This is a genomic window from Photobacterium sp. SP02, from assembly GCF_038519165.1.
Classification (GTDB): Bacteria; Pseudomonadota; Gammaproteobacteria; order Enterobacterales; family Vibrionaceae; genus Photobacterium; species Photobacterium halotolerans.
The window spans coordinates 67,283-83,779 of the sequence record NZ_JASJOJ010000017.1 but is presented as its reverse complement, the minus strand read 5'-3'; the positions used below and the strand labels follow the sequence as shown (position 1 = coordinate 83,779).

11 protein-coding genes are annotated in these 16,497 nt (G+C 55.4%); 8 read left to right on the top strand and 3 right to left on the bottom strand.

What is annotated here, in order from left to right:
• The first annotated feature begins 276 nt into the window (after window positions 1-276).
• The 3 genes from P0Y67_RS09860 to P0Y67_RS09850 all read left to right on the top strand — a co-directional run bounded on the left by P0Y67_RS09860 (window position 277) and on the right by P0Y67_RS09850 (window position 2,349).
• Window positions 277-594 carry a hypothetical protein gene (locus P0Y67_RS09860; protein WP_161446673.1) on the top strand — a complete coding sequence of 106 codons (318 nt, stop codon included), beginning with the start codon at window positions 277-279 and terminating at the stop codon, window positions 592-594.
• Window positions 595-733: 139 nt separating this feature from the next.
• The gene (locus tag P0Y67_RS09855) at window positions 734-1,936 is read left to right on the top strand and encodes a multidrug effflux MFS transporter (protein WP_342391736.1); all 1,203 of its coding nucleotides are present in this window, start codon (window positions 734-736) and stop codon (window positions 1,934-1,936) included.
• A gap of 86 nt (window positions 1,937-2,022) precedes the next feature.
• Entirely contained in the window at window positions 2,023-2,349 is a 327-nt protein-coding gene (locus P0Y67_RS09850; RefSeq protein ID WP_342391735.1) for a DUF2799 domain-containing protein, read from the top strand.
• A 60-nt stretch (window positions 2,350-2,409) separates the two neighbouring features.
• Here P0Y67_RS09850 and dapD read toward each other — a convergent pair whose 3' ends face one another.
• Window positions 2,410-3,441, bottom strand: a complete 1,032-nt coding sequence (dapD, locus tag P0Y67_RS09845; protein WP_342391734.1) for a 2,3,4,5-tetrahydropyridine-2,6-dicarboxylate N-succinyltransferase — start codon at window positions 3,439-3,441, stop codon at window positions 2,410-2,412.
• A gap of 256 nt (window positions 3,442-3,697) precedes the next feature.
• Complete coding sequence (locus tag P0Y67_RS09840) at window positions 3,698-4,000, bottom strand: YebG family protein (protein WP_027251631.1); 303 nt, start codon at window positions 3,998-4,000, stop codon at window positions 3,698-3,700.
• A 96-nt stretch (window positions 4,001-4,096) separates the two neighbouring features.
• On the opposite strand from P0Y67_RS09840, the gene P0Y67_RS09835 reads away from it, so the two are divergent.
• Window positions 4,097-4,780, top strand: coding sequence for a DNA-3-methyladenine glycosylase I (locus tag P0Y67_RS09835; protein ID WP_342391733.1), 684 nt, complete (start codon window positions 4,097-4,099; stop codon window positions 4,778-4,780).
• Here the strand turns inward: P0Y67_RS09835 and P0Y67_RS09830 are convergent.
• Window positions 4,727-5,665 (bottom strand): LysR substrate-binding domain-containing protein, encoded by a 939-nt coding sequence (locus P0Y67_RS09830; RefSeq protein WP_342391732.1) that lies wholly within the window; start codon window positions 5,663-5,665, stop codon window positions 4,727-4,729. The genes P0Y67_RS09835 and P0Y67_RS09830 overlap by 54 nt on opposite strands.
• A 135-nt stretch (window positions 5,666-5,800) precedes the next feature.
• Between P0Y67_RS09830 and P0Y67_RS09825 the strand changes: the two genes are divergently transcribed.
• From P0Y67_RS09825 to recD, 4 genes are all read left to right on the top strand, one after another.
• Window positions 5,801-6,772 carry a TDT family transporter gene (locus P0Y67_RS09825; protein ID WP_342391731.1) on the top strand — a complete coding sequence of 324 codons (972 nt, stop codon included), beginning with the start codon at window positions 5,801-5,803 and terminating at the stop codon, window positions 6,770-6,772.
• Between the two features lie 104 nt (window positions 6,773-6,876).
• A complete protein-coding gene (gene recC / locus P0Y67_RS09820) occupies window positions 6,877-10,320 on the top strand; it encodes an exodeoxyribonuclease V subunit gamma (protein WP_342391730.1) in 3,444 nt (1,147 codons plus the stop codon).
• Window positions 10,321-10,684: 364 nt separating this feature from the next.
• A complete protein-coding gene (gene recB, locus P0Y67_RS09815) occupies window positions 10,685-14,329 on the top strand; it encodes an exodeoxyribonuclease V subunit beta (protein ID WP_342391740.1) in 3,645 nt (1,214 codons plus the stop codon).
• A complete protein-coding gene (recD, locus tag P0Y67_RS09810) occupies window positions 14,329-16,461 on the top strand; it encodes an exodeoxyribonuclease V subunit alpha (protein ID WP_342391729.1) in 2,133 nt (710 codons plus the stop codon). The genes recB and recD overlap by 1 nt, the downstream gene beginning before the upstream one ends.
• Window positions 16,462-16,497: the final 36 nt, after the last annotated feature.

Sequence of the window (16,497 nt, the reverse complement as noted above, 5' to 3'; positions counted from 1 at the left end):
AGAATACCGGCCTGTCACGCCGGGGGTCGCGGGTTCGAGTCCCGTCCGCTCCGCCACTTCTTAGAGAAACCCAGTCAGCAATGACTGGGTTTTTTGCTATCTGGCGTTTGTAATTTGTTCGACTGCTCGTTACTTATTGAAACCTCATGACACGCCTCTGAACCCGTTATAGCGGGTAGAAACTGGTTACAATTTGGTTTGTTAAGCTCTTGCCTTAGGTGTGAGGCTGTGAGAGGGTTAGGACAATTTTTCTGGGATGATTAAAGATAATTCGCCATGAGTTTATTCTACGAGCGGCAAGAAACCGCTGATTCTGTCACTATTACACTGAAACCGCATTCCTTGTACCTGATGCTGGTGATGCTCGCGATCTGGTTAGGGAATGATTTCTTGTTAAAGTCAGCCTCCATGGCGCAAATCATCATGCCGATATTTATTGTGTTTATGGTGATACGTTTCTTTTCATTAGTCAGAGTACAGCGCGAAGTGCTGGTTGCAATGAAGCAGGGACGGGTTACCACTCAGGGCAGCAAGTTCTCTTTCACTAATCCGTTTCGTTATGTGATTCAAAAAGCACAGAGCTCCGATTCCTAAGTCTTTCACTTCATGAAATAGCCGTAAAGCAGTGCGGCTATTCTTTCCTGTCAGGACATAGCTCCTGTTGCCAATGATGGCTTATTCCTGGCCAGTATGCAGGCATAATATCTGTGTTGTTATCGATATAGAGAAATGTATGCCAGCATTCCATTGGAAACCCCTGTTATTTGCTTGTTTGATTGTCAGCATTGGTCAGCTCAGTCTTGGCCTGGTGTTTCCATTGTTACCCTGGATCGGACAGGATCTGACATTGACCTCAGATCAAACACAGCTTCTGGTTGCCATTTATCTGTTAGGTTTTGGTCCCTCACAGCTGGTTTACGGTCCGCTTTCTGATGTGCTGGGTCGTCGGCCGGTATTGCTTGCTGGGGTGATGATAGCTTTGTTCGGTGTTGCGCTGGCGATTTTCAACGCGGAATCGTTTTCCGGATTATTGCTTGGACGCTTTATTCAGGGCTGTGGGGCAGGCAGTGTTTCTGTCCTGGCCAGGGCGACAATCCGGGATAGCTACCAGAAGCAAAATCTGGCAAAAGCCATGACTTGGTTAGCCATTGTTGCCGCATTTACTCCCATTATGGCCCCAGTGATTGGCGGTATGGTTAATCATTATCTGGGCTGGCTTTCAGTTTTTGTGCTGCTTATTGCTTACATCGCACTGGTTTGGTTGTTGCTGGTATTTAGCTTTCGCGAAACCTTAAAGACAGCGGGTGTGCCACCTTCAGTTAAGCAACTTGCGGGTAATTACCTGTCTTTGTTTAAAGACCGCCACTTCCTGACATTTGCCGCTATAGGCTGGATCAATTTTGCCATGGTTGTGCTGGCAATTTCCATGATGCCCTACATTATGCAAGTGCAGTTAGGGATAAGCTCTGACCAGTATGCAATGTGGGCTATGGTGCCGGCTTGCGGACTGCTTTTTGGTGGTTTGCTGTGTCAGCGCTTACGGCCAAAGTTGGGGACAGCAAGAATGTTGCAGCTGGCACCTTTGATGCAATTGGTCTCGGCTGCTGTGTATGTGTTGGCCCCGTTAGACCCGGTCTGGATGTCAGTGGCCCATTTTCTGCTGGCGATGACAAACGGCATAGCTTTTCCGTGTGCACAGTCGATGCTATTGGTTCCGTACGGTGAAAAAGCAGGGACTGTGTCTGCGTTATCCGGGGCTTGCCAGATGGTAGCGGCGTCTGTTATCAGCCATTGCCTGTTACAGCTGGGGATCAGCCAGCCCTGGCATCTTGGGGCAGTATTGCTGAGCGCCGCATTCCTTGGAATCGTATTGGTGAATCTGGGGGTAAGAAGTGAATCAGGGCGTCAGGCATCGCTGGAACTGAGCCAGCCTTGATAAAAACGTCAGATGAGAAACTTTCTCACTCCAGAGATATTCTTCCATACTTAAGACACCGGATCGCAGTTGGCTGAGGAGGTAGTATGCGTCAGCTGATCTGTTTGGTGGTGATTATTGTGCTATCGGCTTGTGTCAGTCAGTATGAGGCTAACTTGTCTCAGCATGGAGAATGGCAGGAACTGGGGGCTTATCACGGAGAATATGGTTATCAGGAGTGGGAGAAAAAGCGCCTGGACTGGCTTGGTGTGATGTCTGAATCTGATTATGAAAAATACCGCGCGGGCTATCTGCAGGGGCGATATGAGTACTGCACGGGTAAGAAAACAGTGACCACAGCGCTTAACCCAGGTTATCCGGATGAATGCCGGCAAGATGCCAGTCAGTTCGGGCTGGCGGAAAGAGGCTACTGATACCGATAAGAAAGGCTGCCATCGGCAGCCTTTTGCGATCTTTCACTCAGTGATGGAGGATCAGTTGTTGCTGTGCAGTTCGCTGTTCAGTTCAACCGCGGTTTTATTGGTCAGACATTCGATAGCGCCACTTACTGAGTTACGACGGAACAGCAGATCGGACTTGCCGGCCAGATCGCGCGCCTTGACGGTTTCAACGACATTGCCATCTGCATCCAGCATAGTCACTTTGGTGCCTGCGGTGACATACAAGCCAGACTCAATGGTACAACGATCGCCAAGCGGGAAGCCCAGACCGGCATTGGCACCCAGCAGGCTGTTTTCACCAATTGCAATGACCACTTTACCGCCGCCGCTCAGGGTACCCATGATAGAAGCGCCGCCGCCGATATCGGAACCGTCGCCGACCACAACACCGGCAGAAATACGGCCTTCAACCATGCTCACACCTGTTGTACCGGCATTGAAGTTGATAAAGCCTTCGTGCATCACAGTAGTACCTTCACCGACGTGAGCACCGAGGCGAACACGGGAGGTATCGGCAATTCGCACGCCAGCCGGTACTATGTAATCGACCATTTTCGGGAATTTATCAACGCAATCGACGCTCAGCACCTCGCCGCTCAGGCGAGCTTCAATCTGACGCTCTGCCAGTTCAGGCAGATCAATCGGGCCCTGATTGGTCCAGGCAATGTTGTGCAGCAAACCGAAGATGCCGTCCAGTACCAGACCATGAGGCTTAACCAGTCGCTGAGAGATCAATTGCAGTTTCAGGAAACCTTCAGCCACAGAAGCCGGCGCCGCATCAGTAGCCAGAATAACCACTACAAGAGGCTGACTGGATTGTGCCGCTTTTTCCGCAAATCCCGCACTGGCTTGCTCGCCATTCGCCGCGAAAGCGCCGGCAAGTTCAGCGGCCTGAGCCGGGGTAATCTCAATGGCTTGGTTACCTTCCTGGTAATCAACAACTTTTGCGATGGTATCAACCAGAGCCTGAGCCGGATTCAGCAGCGGGGTCGGGAAGAAAGCTTCAATGATTTTACCGTCACGGTTTTTGGTCGCGGTACCCAGGGCTAGAGAAAATGTCGCCATGATGAAATGGTCTCCATGTCAAAAGGGATAACGACTGCAATGTCGAGGCAGTCGGTCTGATATTGAAAAAGTTAGATGTTCCCATCATAAAGAGACTGAGCGGGATATTGAAGGGGAAATCTGCCATTCATGGCAAAATGACTGAGAAATGACGAAAATCCACACTTAACCACATATAAAGTCAGTCTTTGTGAATAAACACAGAAATAAAAAAACCTCCCGGCGGAGGTTTATTTTTATCGTCAAGGGGGCTGACTCAGGCGGCTTCGCTGTCAGCGTCGTCTTGCACGGCTTCGGGTTTTACCGCTTTCTTTTTCGCGGCGGGTTTGGCTTTTTTCGCCCCCAGAGCGACAAGGACTTTTTCACGCTCTTGTGCTAGGAATAGTGCTAATTCTTCCTGTTTGGCTTCGTCTTCAAGCAGTTTGCTTTCACTCAGAACAGCAAACAGCTCGTCAGCCATATCCAACATTTTATCGTAGGCATCAGCTTCAGATTTAGAGGTAAAAGTCATCTTCTCTTCTCCGTTGCGCTCTACTACATATTTGACGATAACAGCCATGGTCACCCTCTCCAGATATTGATTAACTGGTTTTTTATACAGTAGGATAAGGGCTGAGTCCAGTGCTGAGTTCTGACAGAAGGTGTTCTTGTGAGCATGAGAGAAAAATTTGAACAAATTTATACCCGTGCTGCTGATCGCAAAGGAGGCGAGGCGGTGTTGGAAAGCTTGTTGTCGACCCCGCTGAGCCCAGAGGCCTTGACCGCCATTGCCGATGATCGCTGGCTGGCCGCCTTTACGCAGAAAGTGTTCCAGTCAGGGATGAGCTGGAAAGTGGTCAGGCAAAAGTGGGACGGCTTTGAGTCGGTCTTTTTTGGCTTTGATATAGAAAAGTTGTTGCTGGTGCCGAACGAAATGTGGGAGCGAAAAGCCACAGATCCGGCCATTATCCGTCATCTCGGCAAAGTCATGACGATTCCGGACAATGCGTACATGATCCACCGAGCCGCGAAAGAGCACGGCTCGTTTGCCGCTATGGTCGCAGCGTGGCCATCGGATGACATTATCGGCTTATGGCACTATCTGAAACGCAAAGGTAAGCGTTTGGGCGGCAATACCGGCCCCTATACGCTACGGGTGATGGGCAAAGATACGTTTATCCTCAGCCAGGATGTTGAAGCTTACCTGCGCAGTACCGGAATCATTGATGGCGGTCGGGACACCCAGCGCTCCCTGTCGGCGGCACAGGCGGCGTTTAGCGACTGGCAGCAGGAGTCGGGCCGGCCTTTATGTCAGATCAGCCAGATCATTGCCTTCAGTGGCGGCGATAACCGGATCTGAGCCCGGTTGCCATTGCTGGCAGAATGCAATAAAGGCAGATAACAGCGGGCTGTTGTATTTATCTTTGTGGTACAGCAGCCAGTATTGTCTTTGCTTGTTCAGCCTGATGGGCAGTTCAGCCACGCGCTTTTCCTGTACCGCATGATGGACCGCGCGCCGCGATAAACAGGTCAGCCCCAATCCGGCGGCGACGCTGTTGATGATGGCTTCTGTGGTGTTGAGCTCAAAGGCCAGCTGCCAGTTATCAATTCCCGGAGCGAGATGATGCAGGAAATAATCCCGGGTGCCGGATCCGGCTTCCCTGAGTACCCAATCCGAGTGTTCAAGATCTGACAGAGACAGCTTGTTTCTGGTCAGCAGTGGGTGCTCGGGATGACCGATAATCACCATCTCATCCTTAAGCCAGGGTTGGCTTACCAAGTGTTTTTCCGTGACCCGGCCTTCGACCAGTCCGATATCCAGTTCAAAATCACCTAACTTTTTCACGATGGCCGCGGTATTGCCGATCAGCAGTGACTGGTCGGTATGCGCTGTCTGCGCCCTGAAATCCCGCAGCAGAAAAGGGGTGAGTTGATTACCCACGGTATCGCTGGAACCCAAGGCTAAGCTGCCGGACAGCGCACCGGTTTGGGTGAAGAGTTGCTCAATACTCTGGCTGCGCTGGAGCAGTTCATCGGCCAGAGGTAACAGGCGCTTGCCTTCGCTGTTGAGGGTCAGCCGGTTGTTATGACGATCAAACAGGGGCTGGCTGAGCTGTTTTTCCAGCTCGGCCAGCGCCATGCTGACAGCCGGCTTAGTCAGAAACAGCCGCTCGGCGGCAGCAGTAATAGTTTTTTCCTGTGCCACGGCCACGAAGACTCTCAATTGTTTCAGCGCAATGTTCATAGTCGCTCTTTATAGGTTAAATTAAATTTAACCTTTGTTTAAATTTATTCAATTATTCTAAACCATGTGAGAGAAGTACACTGCCTCTATCGATAAAAAGAACAAAAACGAATCGGATGTGATGGAGAGCAAATCATGAATCAAGCCTGGAAAAATCGGTTTACCTTGATGCCGACACCCATGGCCGGGCTGGCTCTGGCCATTGCCAGCCTGGGCTGGTGCTGGGAGAATGCGGCGCCATTGCACGGTATGGCGCAAACGGGCAGTGCCGTCATTGTCGCTGTGATGCTGCTGGGGCTGGCGCTGAAGTTTGTCTTACACCCTCAGCTACTGTGGCAGGATTTGAAGCACCCTGTGGTTGGCAGTGTGGTGCCTACTTTTTCGATGGCGCTCATGGTGGTATCCCATGCGCTGGCGACATATCTGCCGCTTGCCGGGTTAGTATTGTGGCTGGCGGCTGTGGTCTTGCATCTGGCGTTTTTAGCCTGCTTTGTCTTCCACCGCTTGAGCCGGTTTGAGCTGCACCATATGGTGCCCAGCTGGTTTGTGCCGCCTGTCGGTATCATAGTGGCCGATGTCACTTTTCCGGGTGGGGCGCTGGCACCCCTGGCGCAGGGCTTGATGGTGTTTGGCCTGAGTGCTTACGCCCTGATGCTGCCTGTGATGTTATACCGGCTGATTTTCTGTCATCAAGTGCCGGATGCGGCCAAGCCGACCATTGCGATTTTGGCGGCACCGGCCAGTTTGTCGCTGGCGGGTTATCTGACAGTGACGGCGCACCCTTCAGTGCTGCTGGTGGCGCTGCTGGCGAGTATCGGATTGCTGATGACGCTGGTGATTTATCTGGCCTTCTTCAGACTCTTGCGATTACCCTTCAGTCCGGCTTATGCCGCGTTTACGTTCCCTATGGTGATCGGGGCGACGGCCTTGTACAAAACGGCTCACTGGATGAGCACTCAGCCCCTGCTGGCCGACTACGTGCACCAGGTTCAGGTGCTGGCGCTGGCTGAGCTGTTAATCGCCACTGTGGTGGTCAGTTATGTCATAGTTCGCTATCTGGCCCATTATTGTACCGCTGAGGTAGGCTATCGCAGAGCAGCGATGTAATGCATTGAAGCGAAAGGTCGGCGGTCATCACAGGCACTGCTGTTTACACCCTGCGTGCCTTGGTAGACAATCATGGCATTATTCTCTGCCAGCGAGCCTGATGCGTGTTTACTGTCTACCATTCCAACCAGCTGGATCTGCTGAAGTCTTTGCTGGTTGAGCTGATCCGCCGGGATCCGCTTTCAGACCCCTTTATCCCCGAGCAGATTCTGGTGCAGAGTCCGGGCATGTCACAATGGCTCAAACTCGAACTGTCCCAGTCGTTGGGCGTGGCCGCCAATATTAGTTTTCCGCTGCCAGCGACCTTCATCTGGGACATGTTCACCAAAGTGCTGCAGGATGTGCCGGCCCGCAGTGCCTTCAATAAAGACGCCATGACCTGGTCGCTGATGCAGGTGCTGCCCGGATTGCTGGAGCAGCCTGAATTTGCGCCGCTGGCGCGTTACCTTGCAGAGGATGCTCATCAGCAGCGCCGTTTTCAGCTGGCCGGAAAAATTGCCGACATCTTTGATCAGTACCTGGTGTACCGGCCGGAGTGGATACAGGAATGGGAAGCGGGGCGCATTGATCCTGAACTGGCGGGCGATCACCCCTGGCAGCCGGTGTTGTGGCAGGCGCTGTATGACCACATTCTGGCGCAGGGGCAATCGCCTTATCACCGCGCGAATTTGTATCAGCAGTTTATTGAAACGCTGACGCAGTACGCCCAGTCCGGGACGAAGCTGCCGGATGGATTACCTCAGCGTCTGTTTGTCTTTGGTATCTCAGCACTGCCGCCACGCTATATGGATGCCCTGGCGGCGTTGGGGCAGCACATTGATGTGCACCTGATGTTTACCAATCCTTGCCGCCACTACTGGGGGGAGGTCAGAGATCGCAAATACCTGGCCCGGCTGGCAGCGCAGCAGCGTCAGCAGGTGATTTGGCAGGATCAACACAGCGAGAAGGCCGGGGCCGTGGGGATACTCAAAGGCTCGCTGGAAGATAATCTGATTGACGACACGCATCAGGATGCCGCGGTTGGCAATACCCTGTTAGCGTCTCTGGGTAAGCTGGGGCGGGACAATCTGTATCTGCTGTCGGAATTACAGGCTTTCGAGGTGGACGCGTTTGTCGATATTCCGCCTGACAGCCTGCTGCACAGCATTCAGTCGGATATCCTGAACCTGGAAGACAAAGTGAATGACCAGCTGTTGGCCGACAGTCAGCACAAACAGCCGGTTGAGGCGCAAGACAGCTCTTTGTCGGTGCACGTTTGCCACTCGCCGATGCGGGAAGTGGAAGTTCTCTATGATAATTTGCTGGCGATGCTGGATGCCGATCCCGGCCTGTCGCCACGTGATATCGTAGTCATGGTCGCCGATATCAATGCCTACAGCCCGTATATTCAGGCTGTTTTCGGCAATGCGCCGTCTGAGCGCTACCTGCCATTTTCCATTTCTGACCGCAGTGCCGATCAGGAAAACCCTGTGCTGCTGGCCTGTCTGCGCTTGCTGGATTTACCCAATAGCCGCTGTCATGCCTCTGAGCTGACGGAATTGCTGGAAGTGCCGGCCATCATGAAGCGCTTTAATCTCGACAGCGATCGTTTCATGCAGGTAAAGGGCTGGATTGAGGAAGCCGGGATCCGCTGGGGACTCGATGCCGACACGGCGAGCGAATTTTCACTACCGGTGCAGCAGCAAAATACCTGGCTGTTCGGGTTGCAGCGTATGTTGCTTGGCTATGCGATGCCGGCGCAGGCGGGTTTGTATCAGGGGATACTGGCCTATGATGAAGTGCAGGGCATGGATGCCGAACTGGCCGGTCAGCTCAGTGTCTTTGTTGAGCAGCTAATCCATTACCGCCGGGTACTCAATCAGCCGCATTCGGCGGAAGCGTGGTTCAGTGTGCTGAATCAGCTGCTGGATGACTTTTTCAGTGTCGATACCGAAGGCGAACTGGTACTGCGCCTGATCCGCGAAAAGCTGCAGCAACTGGAGCAACAGCTGGATGATGCCGGTTATCAGCAAGCGCTGACGCCAGCGATCATGCGCGATTACCTCAATGACAAGCTGAGCGGCGAGCGTGTCAGTCAGCGCTTTCTGGCCGGTCAGATCAACTTCTGTACCCTGATGCCGATGCGTTCAATCCCGTTTAAAGTGGTCTGCCTGCTGGGCATGAATGATGGTGTGTATCCCCGAACGATTGCCCCTGAAGGCTTTGATCTGATGGTGGGCCGCCAGCGCGCCGGTGACCGTTCTCGCCGCGACGATGACAGATACCTGTTTCTGGAAGCGCTCCTGTCTGCCCAGCAGCAGCTGTACATCAGCTATGTCGGGCGCTCGATTCAGGATAACAGCGAAAAAATGCCCTCCGTCCTGCTCAGTGAGTTACTGGATTATTGCCAGCAGGGATTTTGTCTGCAGGGAGACAGCGCGCTGCCTCCGGAGGACTCGGCGGAGCGTCTGATCCGCTGGTTGACTCATCACCATCCACTGACGCCGTTCAGCCCGCAGGCGTTTTTGGGCACATCGCCCAGCTATGCCGCCGAATGGCTGCCCGCGGCACGGCGCATTACGGTCGACACGGTGGACTTCCTGTCGCAATCGCTGTCCCCGTTTGCGCTGACGGATCTGGCGGAGTCATCCGCCGCACTGCCTGTGATTGAAATGGCAGAGTTGCAGCGCTTCTGGCGCCTGCCGGTGCAGTACTTTTTTAACCGGCGTCTCAAGGTCTATTTTGACGCCGCTGCTGGGGCCATGGTGGATGAAGAGCCCTTTGCGCTCGACGGCCTGCAGAGTTATCAGCTGCGGGCACACTTGCTGACCACTATGCTCGAAGCGCAGACCCGCCCCGAGGCGATGAGCCGTTTTCAGGCAATGCAGCAGGCGGCCGGCACCTTGCCGATTGCGGCATTTGGTGAGCTGACTCTGGAGCAGGAACACCAGCAGATCGCCCCGCTGGCTGAGCGAGTTGCCGGTTTGCTCGCCGCGCCGCTCGATGACCCGGAGATTGACCTGCTGATGGCGATCCCTTCCGGGCAGTGCCGGTTACAAGGCTGGATCCGCCATTATACTGCGTCCGGGATGGTGCATTTCAGGCCCGGCAAAGTGCGGACCCAGGATCTTATTCATGCCTGGCTGGAGCATCTGGCGATGTCGGTACAGGGGATAACCGCCGAAAGCCATGTACTGGGTATTGATAAGCATGTTCGCCTGCGGCCCGTTGAGGCAGCGTATGCCACAGAGCAGCTGATGATGCTGACCGAAGGGTATCTGGCCGGGCAGTCATCCCCTTTGCCATTTTTTCCGCGAACGGCGCAGGCCGGCCTGGAGGCGCTGCGCGACAAAAGCGGGCACTGGCTGACAGATGAAGACAGTCAGGACAAAGCATTTGTCAAAATGGCCGGGGTGTTTAACGACAGTTATCTGTTCAGCGGTGAAGGCAGCAATGCTTACATTGCCCGGGTCTGGCCGAACTGGCAGGACGATCTTGCCATTGAGGCAATGGATTGGGCACGGCGGGTGTTACAGCCAGTGTTGATGCATCTTGAAGAGATAGCTTAGTGGAAGGTGCGAAGAGGAAGGTACGAGGAGAAAGGTGCGAGGTGGCCGCCGGCAAAATCGTTATAAGGTGTAGGGTGTTCACCGGTCGGCCACAAGGTCCAGAGGTAGACCAAATTTCTTGGCAGCGATACTACCGAAAGCCCGGCACTGAAAATGTGAAACGTATCCCATAGTGATAGATGAATCAGAATAAAATCCGCTGGCTGAGAGCCAATCAGTCAGAGATCACACAGTGCTTTGAAACCAGCGGCAGCTTTCCATCATTTATGCTGCCTGAAACCTAAATTATTGTCGCTGCGGCTTATGGACTGAGTGCATGAGCCGCAGCGAGCCTGACAACAGGAACCGGTTGACGACCATGACTTTGACCCCATCAACAGATGTCTCCGCCATCATGCCGCAAACCCTGGAACCTATGGTGTTCCCGCTGCACGGCACGCGACTGATAGAAGCATCGGCAGGGACAGGGAAAACCTTTACCATAGCGACCTTGTACCTGCGCTTGCTGCTGGGACACGGTGATGCCAATACCGCGTACCCGCAGCCACTGACGGTGGACAAGATACTGGTGGTGACTTTCACCGAAGCGGCCACGGCCGAGCTGCGTGACCGGATCCGTCGCCGTATTCATGACGCCAGGATCGCCTTCAGCCGCGGCATGAGTGATGATCCTGTGCTGGCGGCTCTGCTGCGTGATCTGCCGGATCATGCCCGATCGGCGGCCTTGCTGCTGCAGGCGGAAAGGCAGATCGATGAAGCGGCGATCTTCACCATTCATGGTTTTTGCCAGCGTATGCTGACGCAAAATGCCTTCGAGTCAGGCAGCCTGTTTTCCAATGAATTCATTACCGAAGAAAGCCTGCTGCGGGCGCAGGTGGCGGCGGATTACTGGCGGCGCTATTTTTACCCTCTGCCCCGCGAACTGGCGAACGAAATCCGTCGTTGCTGGCCAGCACCGGCAGAGCTGCTCAAAGATATCAATGCGTTTTTGTCCGGCGCCCCGGTCACACTGATGGCCCCGTCGCTGTCGGGCGATCTGACGCAGCTGCATCAGCAGAATCTGCAGCGGATTGAGGCGGTAAAGCAGGGCTGGCGCGAGCATGCGGCAGATTTTCTGGCGCTGATCAGTGACTCAGGCGTGAATAAACGCAGCTATACCAAAACCAGCCTGCCCAAAGCCCTTGATGAAGTGGGACTGTGGTCGACCCAGCCAACGCTGGATTACAGCTTGCCCAAGGCGCTGGAAAAATTTGATCAGGCGGTGCTGGAAGAGAAAACCACCAAGGGCGAAGTGCCACAACATCCGGTGTTTGCCGCCATTCATGACTTGCTGGCTGCCAAGCCCAGTGTCAGAGAGCCGATTCTGGCCCATGCGATTCAGGCCTGCCGGGAACTGCTGGCAGAGGCCAAGCAGCGCAAGGGCTGGCTGTCGTTTGATGATCTGCTGACCCAGCTGGCGGCGGCTTTGCTGACGGACAAAGATAGCGGCGAAGGCGCATTGGCTGCCAGGATCCGCCATTTGTATCCCGTTGCCATGATTGATGAGTTTCAGGACACCGATCCGCTCCAGTATCAGATCTTCAGCACTGTGTATCTGCCTGATGATCAGGCCGGACCGGATCATGCGGCTATGGACTCGGGATTATTCATGATCGGCGATCCCAAGCAGGCGATCTATGCTTTTCGCGGCGCAGATATCTTTACCTACATCCGGGCTAGGCGCCAGGTCAGCGCCCACTATACGCTGGGCACCAACTGGCGCTCGACCGCCGGCATGGTGGCGGCGGCTAACCGGGTGTTTGCACTGCCGGACAGCCCGTTTATTTATGACAGCGATATCCAGTTTCTGCCCGTTCAGCCTAGCCCGAATGCGCAGAGCAAGCACTGGCAGCTCAACGGTGAGCGCCAGCCGGCGCTGTGTTTGTGGCAGATGGACGCCGACGCCCCGGTCAGCAAAGGTGAATACCAGCAGGCGATGGCGGCAGCGACGGCTGCGCAGATTCAGGCCATCCTGACTCAGGCTCAGGATCACCAGGCGTTATTGGTCAAAGGGGACGAGCAGCGGCCGGTGTCGGCCGGTGATATTGCTGTGCTGGTGCGTACCGGTTCAGAAGCGGCGCTGGTACGCCAGGCACTGGCTGCTCAGGGAATACCCAGTGTGTACCTGTCTAACCGCGACAGTGTGTTTGCCAGTCAGGAAGCGGCAGATTTGCTTCGCTTGCTGGTGGCCGTGCTGCACCCGGAGCAGGAAACCACTTTGCGGGCCGCCCTGGCCACCCGGTTGTTTGCGCTCAGTACCTTTCAGCTCGACAGGCTGAATAACGAAGAAGACGAGTGGGAGCGCTGGATTGCGGAGTTTCGTGACTATCGCAGCCTGTGGCTGCGCCGCGGAGTGCTCCCTATGATTCGTCATGCTTTAACACGCCGTCAGATCGCCGAACGTCTGCTGGGCGAAAACGGCGGCGAGCGCAGACTGACGGATTTACTGCATCTGGGTGAGCTGCTCCAGCAGGCCAGTCAGACCCTGGACAGTGATCAGGCCTTGATCCGCTGGCTGGCTGAACACATGGCCTCGCCGAACGGTAACAGTGATGAACAGCAACTGCGGCTGGAATCCGACAGTCATCTGGTGCAAATCGTCACCATCCACAAATCCAAAGGGCTGGAATACGAGCTGGTCTTTCTGCCGTTTGTCTGCAGTTACCGCAGCACCGAAACCGCGCTGTTCCATGATCCCCAGTCTCAGCAGGCGGTGCTGGATGTCAGTGGCCAAGAGCACAGTCTGGCTTTGGCTGAGCAAGAGCGGCTGGCTGAGGATCTGCGTCTGATTTATGTGGCGCTGACCCGGGCCGTCTATGGCTGTTATGTCGGTATGGCGCCGCTGCGCAATGGACGCAGTACCAAAGAACCTACCGGGTTGCACCTGTCTGCGATGGGCTATCTGATTCAGAACGGCAAAGAAGGCGGGCTGGCCGAGCTGACTGAGGCGCTCAATACGCTGGCGCAAAGTGAGGATATCGGTGTGGAGATCCCGCCCTCGCTGCCTGAGTCGCTCTGGCAACCGGCGTTGAGCGAGCAGCCTGTGCCGCAAGCGGCCCGCTTTTTACATCCCATCGAGCACAACTGGTGGATCACCAGTTATTCCGCTTTGGTGAAGCAGGGCCACTCGGCGCTGGACGCCACCAGCGAATTGCCCGGTTTTGATACCGATTCATCGCAAGACAGTCTGCTGGATGATCCGGACCATGAAATGGCCGTTGCCGCGCCTGAACGCTCTGTGTTCACCTTCCCGAAAGGCGCCAGGCCGGGCACCTTTCTGCACAGCCTGTTTGAGACCATTGAATTCACCGATGCGGCCGACAGTGCTGCCACCACCCAGATCATCAGTGATTTACTGCGACAGGAAAATTACGATCCCGAATGGTTGCCGGTACTGCAGCAATTGCTGACCCAGGTACTGAACTGCGCCCTGGATGGCCAGGATTTGCGTCTTGGCGCCCTTCAGCCGCAGCAACTCCTGGTCGAGATGGAATTCATGCTGCCGATCCACCTGCTGTCATCGGCCCTGCTGAATAAAACGCTGGCCCGGCATGATGCCTTGTCGGCCAAAGCGGGGGAGCTGGGTTTCTCTACGGTCAGCGGGATGCTGAAAGGGTTTATCGATCTGGTGTTTGAATATCAGGGGAAATATTACGTGCTGGACTGGAAATCGAACTGGCTGGGAGACACCCATGAGGCGTACCGTGGTGAGGCATTGAATACGGCGATGAGCGAGCACCGCTACGATCTGCAATATCAGCTCTATGCGCTGGCGCTGCACCGCTTTCTGAAAAGCCGAAAAGCCGATTACGATTATGAGCAGCATTTTGGCGGCGTGTATTACCTGTTTTTACGGGGCGTACGGGCAGAAGACAACAGTGGTATTTTTCATGCCCGGCCAAGCCATGCGCTGCTGAGCGAACTGGAACAGCTGATTGATGGTCAGATCAGCCAGGGAGAGCCTGCCTGATGAGCCTGTTAACCCACACCACCTATGATAGCGCTGTCATCGGCCAGCTTGAGCGATTGACCCGTCAGGGCGTGCTGCGACCGCTGGATAGCCAGTTTGCCAAGTTTATTTGTCAGTCGGTCAACGGACAGGATGATGAAGCCTCACAACAGGTGCTGGCTCTGGCTGCGGCCTGGCTCAGTCAGGAGCTGGGGCGCGGCCATGTTTGCCTGCCGCTGGCGACTGCGGCCAGCCCGCTTTTGGGGCTGCCAAGAGAGATGGCTGAATCGCTGCTGGCGGCATTGCCGGCCGCCTGGCGTTTGCCCGCCAGCTGGCCAGCTGTGCTGAGCCAGTCCGCTGCGGTGTCCGATGGCTCTCAGCCCACGCCTTTGGTGTTGTTCGACAACCGATTGTATCTGCATCGTTACTGGCAATATGAACAGACTGTCGCGCAGCGGCTGCTGGTCTCTGCCGGGCAGGGGCATGTTCGGGGAGGGCGTCAGGCCGGCATGCTGGACACCCTGTTTTCACGCAATTATCGCTATATTTATGACGCCCTGGCAGACTTACGACGCAACGGCACTGACAGTGCGGAGCAGCGCCGGATGATGGTGTGCGATAAGCTGGATGTGGTGGCAGCGGAAACCCTGAACTGGGCTGAGATAGACAGTGTGCTGTGTCAGGCGCAGCGTTTTTCCGATTTGGCGCCGCTTGATCGGCTGATCCCGGATGCCGCTTGTCTGAACTGGCAGAAAGTGGCGGCCGCAACCGCTCTCAGTCGTCAGTTTGCTGTGATCTCCGGCGGGCCGGGAACAGGGAAAACCACCACAGTCGCCAAATTGCTGGCGGCGCTGGTGATGCAGGAGCAGCCCGATACAGAAACGCTTGATTCAGCCAGAGTGCCCCATATTGTGCTGGTGGCGCCGACAGGAAAGGCGGCCGCACGCCTGACCGAATCGATCGGCAAGGCGATTCAGTCTTTGCCTGTGCCGCCGGCGGTTCAGTCGGCGATTCCGACCCAGGCCAGTACCCTGCACCGTTTGCTTGGCGCCATTCCGGGCCGGGCCTCTTTCCGCCATCACGCCGCGAATCCGCTGCATGCCGATGTGCTGGTGGTGGATGAAGCCTCTATGGTCGATTTGCCTATGATGGCCCGCCTGCTGGAAGCACTGCCTGCTCACTGCAAGCTGATTCTGCTGGGCGACAAAGACCAGCTGGCTTCGGTGGAGGCGGGCGCTGTGCTGGGGGATATCTGTGCGTTTTCCGGTCAGGGCTACAGTGCTGAGCAAGCCAGGCAGCTCAGTGAGATGACGGGCTTTGTGCTGCCGGCCGGGCCGTCAGGCGGGCAGAGTCCGGTGGCGGATTGTTTGTGTGTCCTGCAAAAAAGCTACCGTTTTCATGCCTTGTCAGGCATAGGACAACTGGCGAAAGCCATCAACAGCGGCCTGCCCGACAGGCTGGCGACTGTGTGGCAACAGAATTTTACTGATATTCATCAGTACCCGCTCAGTGCTGAGCATTACCAGCGTTTGATCACACAGATGTCCGTTTTTTATCGCCGCTATCTTGAGGCGATTGCTGAGGGTAAAGAGCCCGGCGAGGTGCTGCAGGCGTTTGCCAGCGTCAGGCTGCTGTGTGCGCTCAGGGAAGGGGATTTTGGCGTGAAGGGTCTCAATACACGCATTGAGCGGCAACTGGCCAAAGAGGGGCTGATCGCCCCCGGCGAGGAAACCTGGTATGTCGGGCGGCCGGTAATGATCACCCGCAATGATCATGGTCTGGGTTTGTATAACGGCGATATCGGTATTGCGATGCCAGACCCTGACGGCCGGACTGACAGCAAAGGCCGCCCGGCACTCCGGGTGTATTTCGACATGCCGGACGGCAGTATTCGCAGTTTCCTGCCCAGCCGTCTGCCGGAGCACGAGCTGGTGTATGCGATGACAATTCATAAATCGCAAGGCTCGGAATTTGCCGATACCCTGATGATACTGCCGCCGGATTTCAGCCCGATCCTGACACGGGAGCTGGTGTATACCGGCGTTACCCGGGCCAGGGAAAGACTGTACCTGTATGCTCAGCCAGAGGTGTTGCAGCGCAGTATCCAGCGCTGTATTGAGCGGGCCAGCGGCTTGGAAGCTAACTTAAGCTGAGGGCAGCTTATCCGCCAGTCATTGACTGGCGGTAGC

Excerpts from the sequence above, each read along its gene's own strand:
- P0Y67_RS09860 (WP_161446673.1), top strand. The coding sequence starts at position 277 with ATGAGTTTATTCTACGAGCGGCAAGAAACCGCTGATTCTGTCACTATT.
- P0Y67_RS09855 (WP_342391736.1), top strand. The coding sequence starts at position 734 with ATGCCAGCATTCCATTGGAAACCCCTGTTATTTGCTTGTTTGATTGTC.
- P0Y67_RS09850 (WP_342391735.1), top strand. The coding sequence starts at position 2,023 with ATGCGTCAGCTGATCTGTTTGGTGGTGATTATTGTGCTATCGGCTTGT.
- dapD (WP_342391734.1), bottom strand. The coding sequence starts at position 3,441 with ATGGCGACATTTTCTCTAGCCCTGGGTACCGCGACCAAAAACCGTGAC.
- P0Y67_RS09840 (WP_027251631.1), bottom strand. The coding sequence starts at position 4,000 with ATGGCTGTTATCGTCAAATATGTAGTAGAGCGCAACGGAGAAGAGAAG.
- P0Y67_RS09835 (WP_342391733.1), top strand. The coding sequence starts at position 4,097 with ATGAGAGAAAAATTTGAACAAATTTATACCCGTGCTGCTGATCGCAAA.
- P0Y67_RS09830 (WP_342391732.1), bottom strand. The coding sequence starts at position 5,665 with ATGAACATTGCGCTGAAACAATTGAGAGTCTTCGTGGCCGTGGCACAG.
- P0Y67_RS09825 (WP_342391731.1), top strand. The coding sequence starts at position 5,801 with ATGAATCAAGCCTGGAAAAATCGGTTTACCTTGATGCCGACACCCATG.
- recD (WP_342391729.1), top strand. The coding sequence starts at position 14,329 with ATGAGCCTGTTAACCCACACCACCTATGATAGCGCTGTCATCGGCCAG.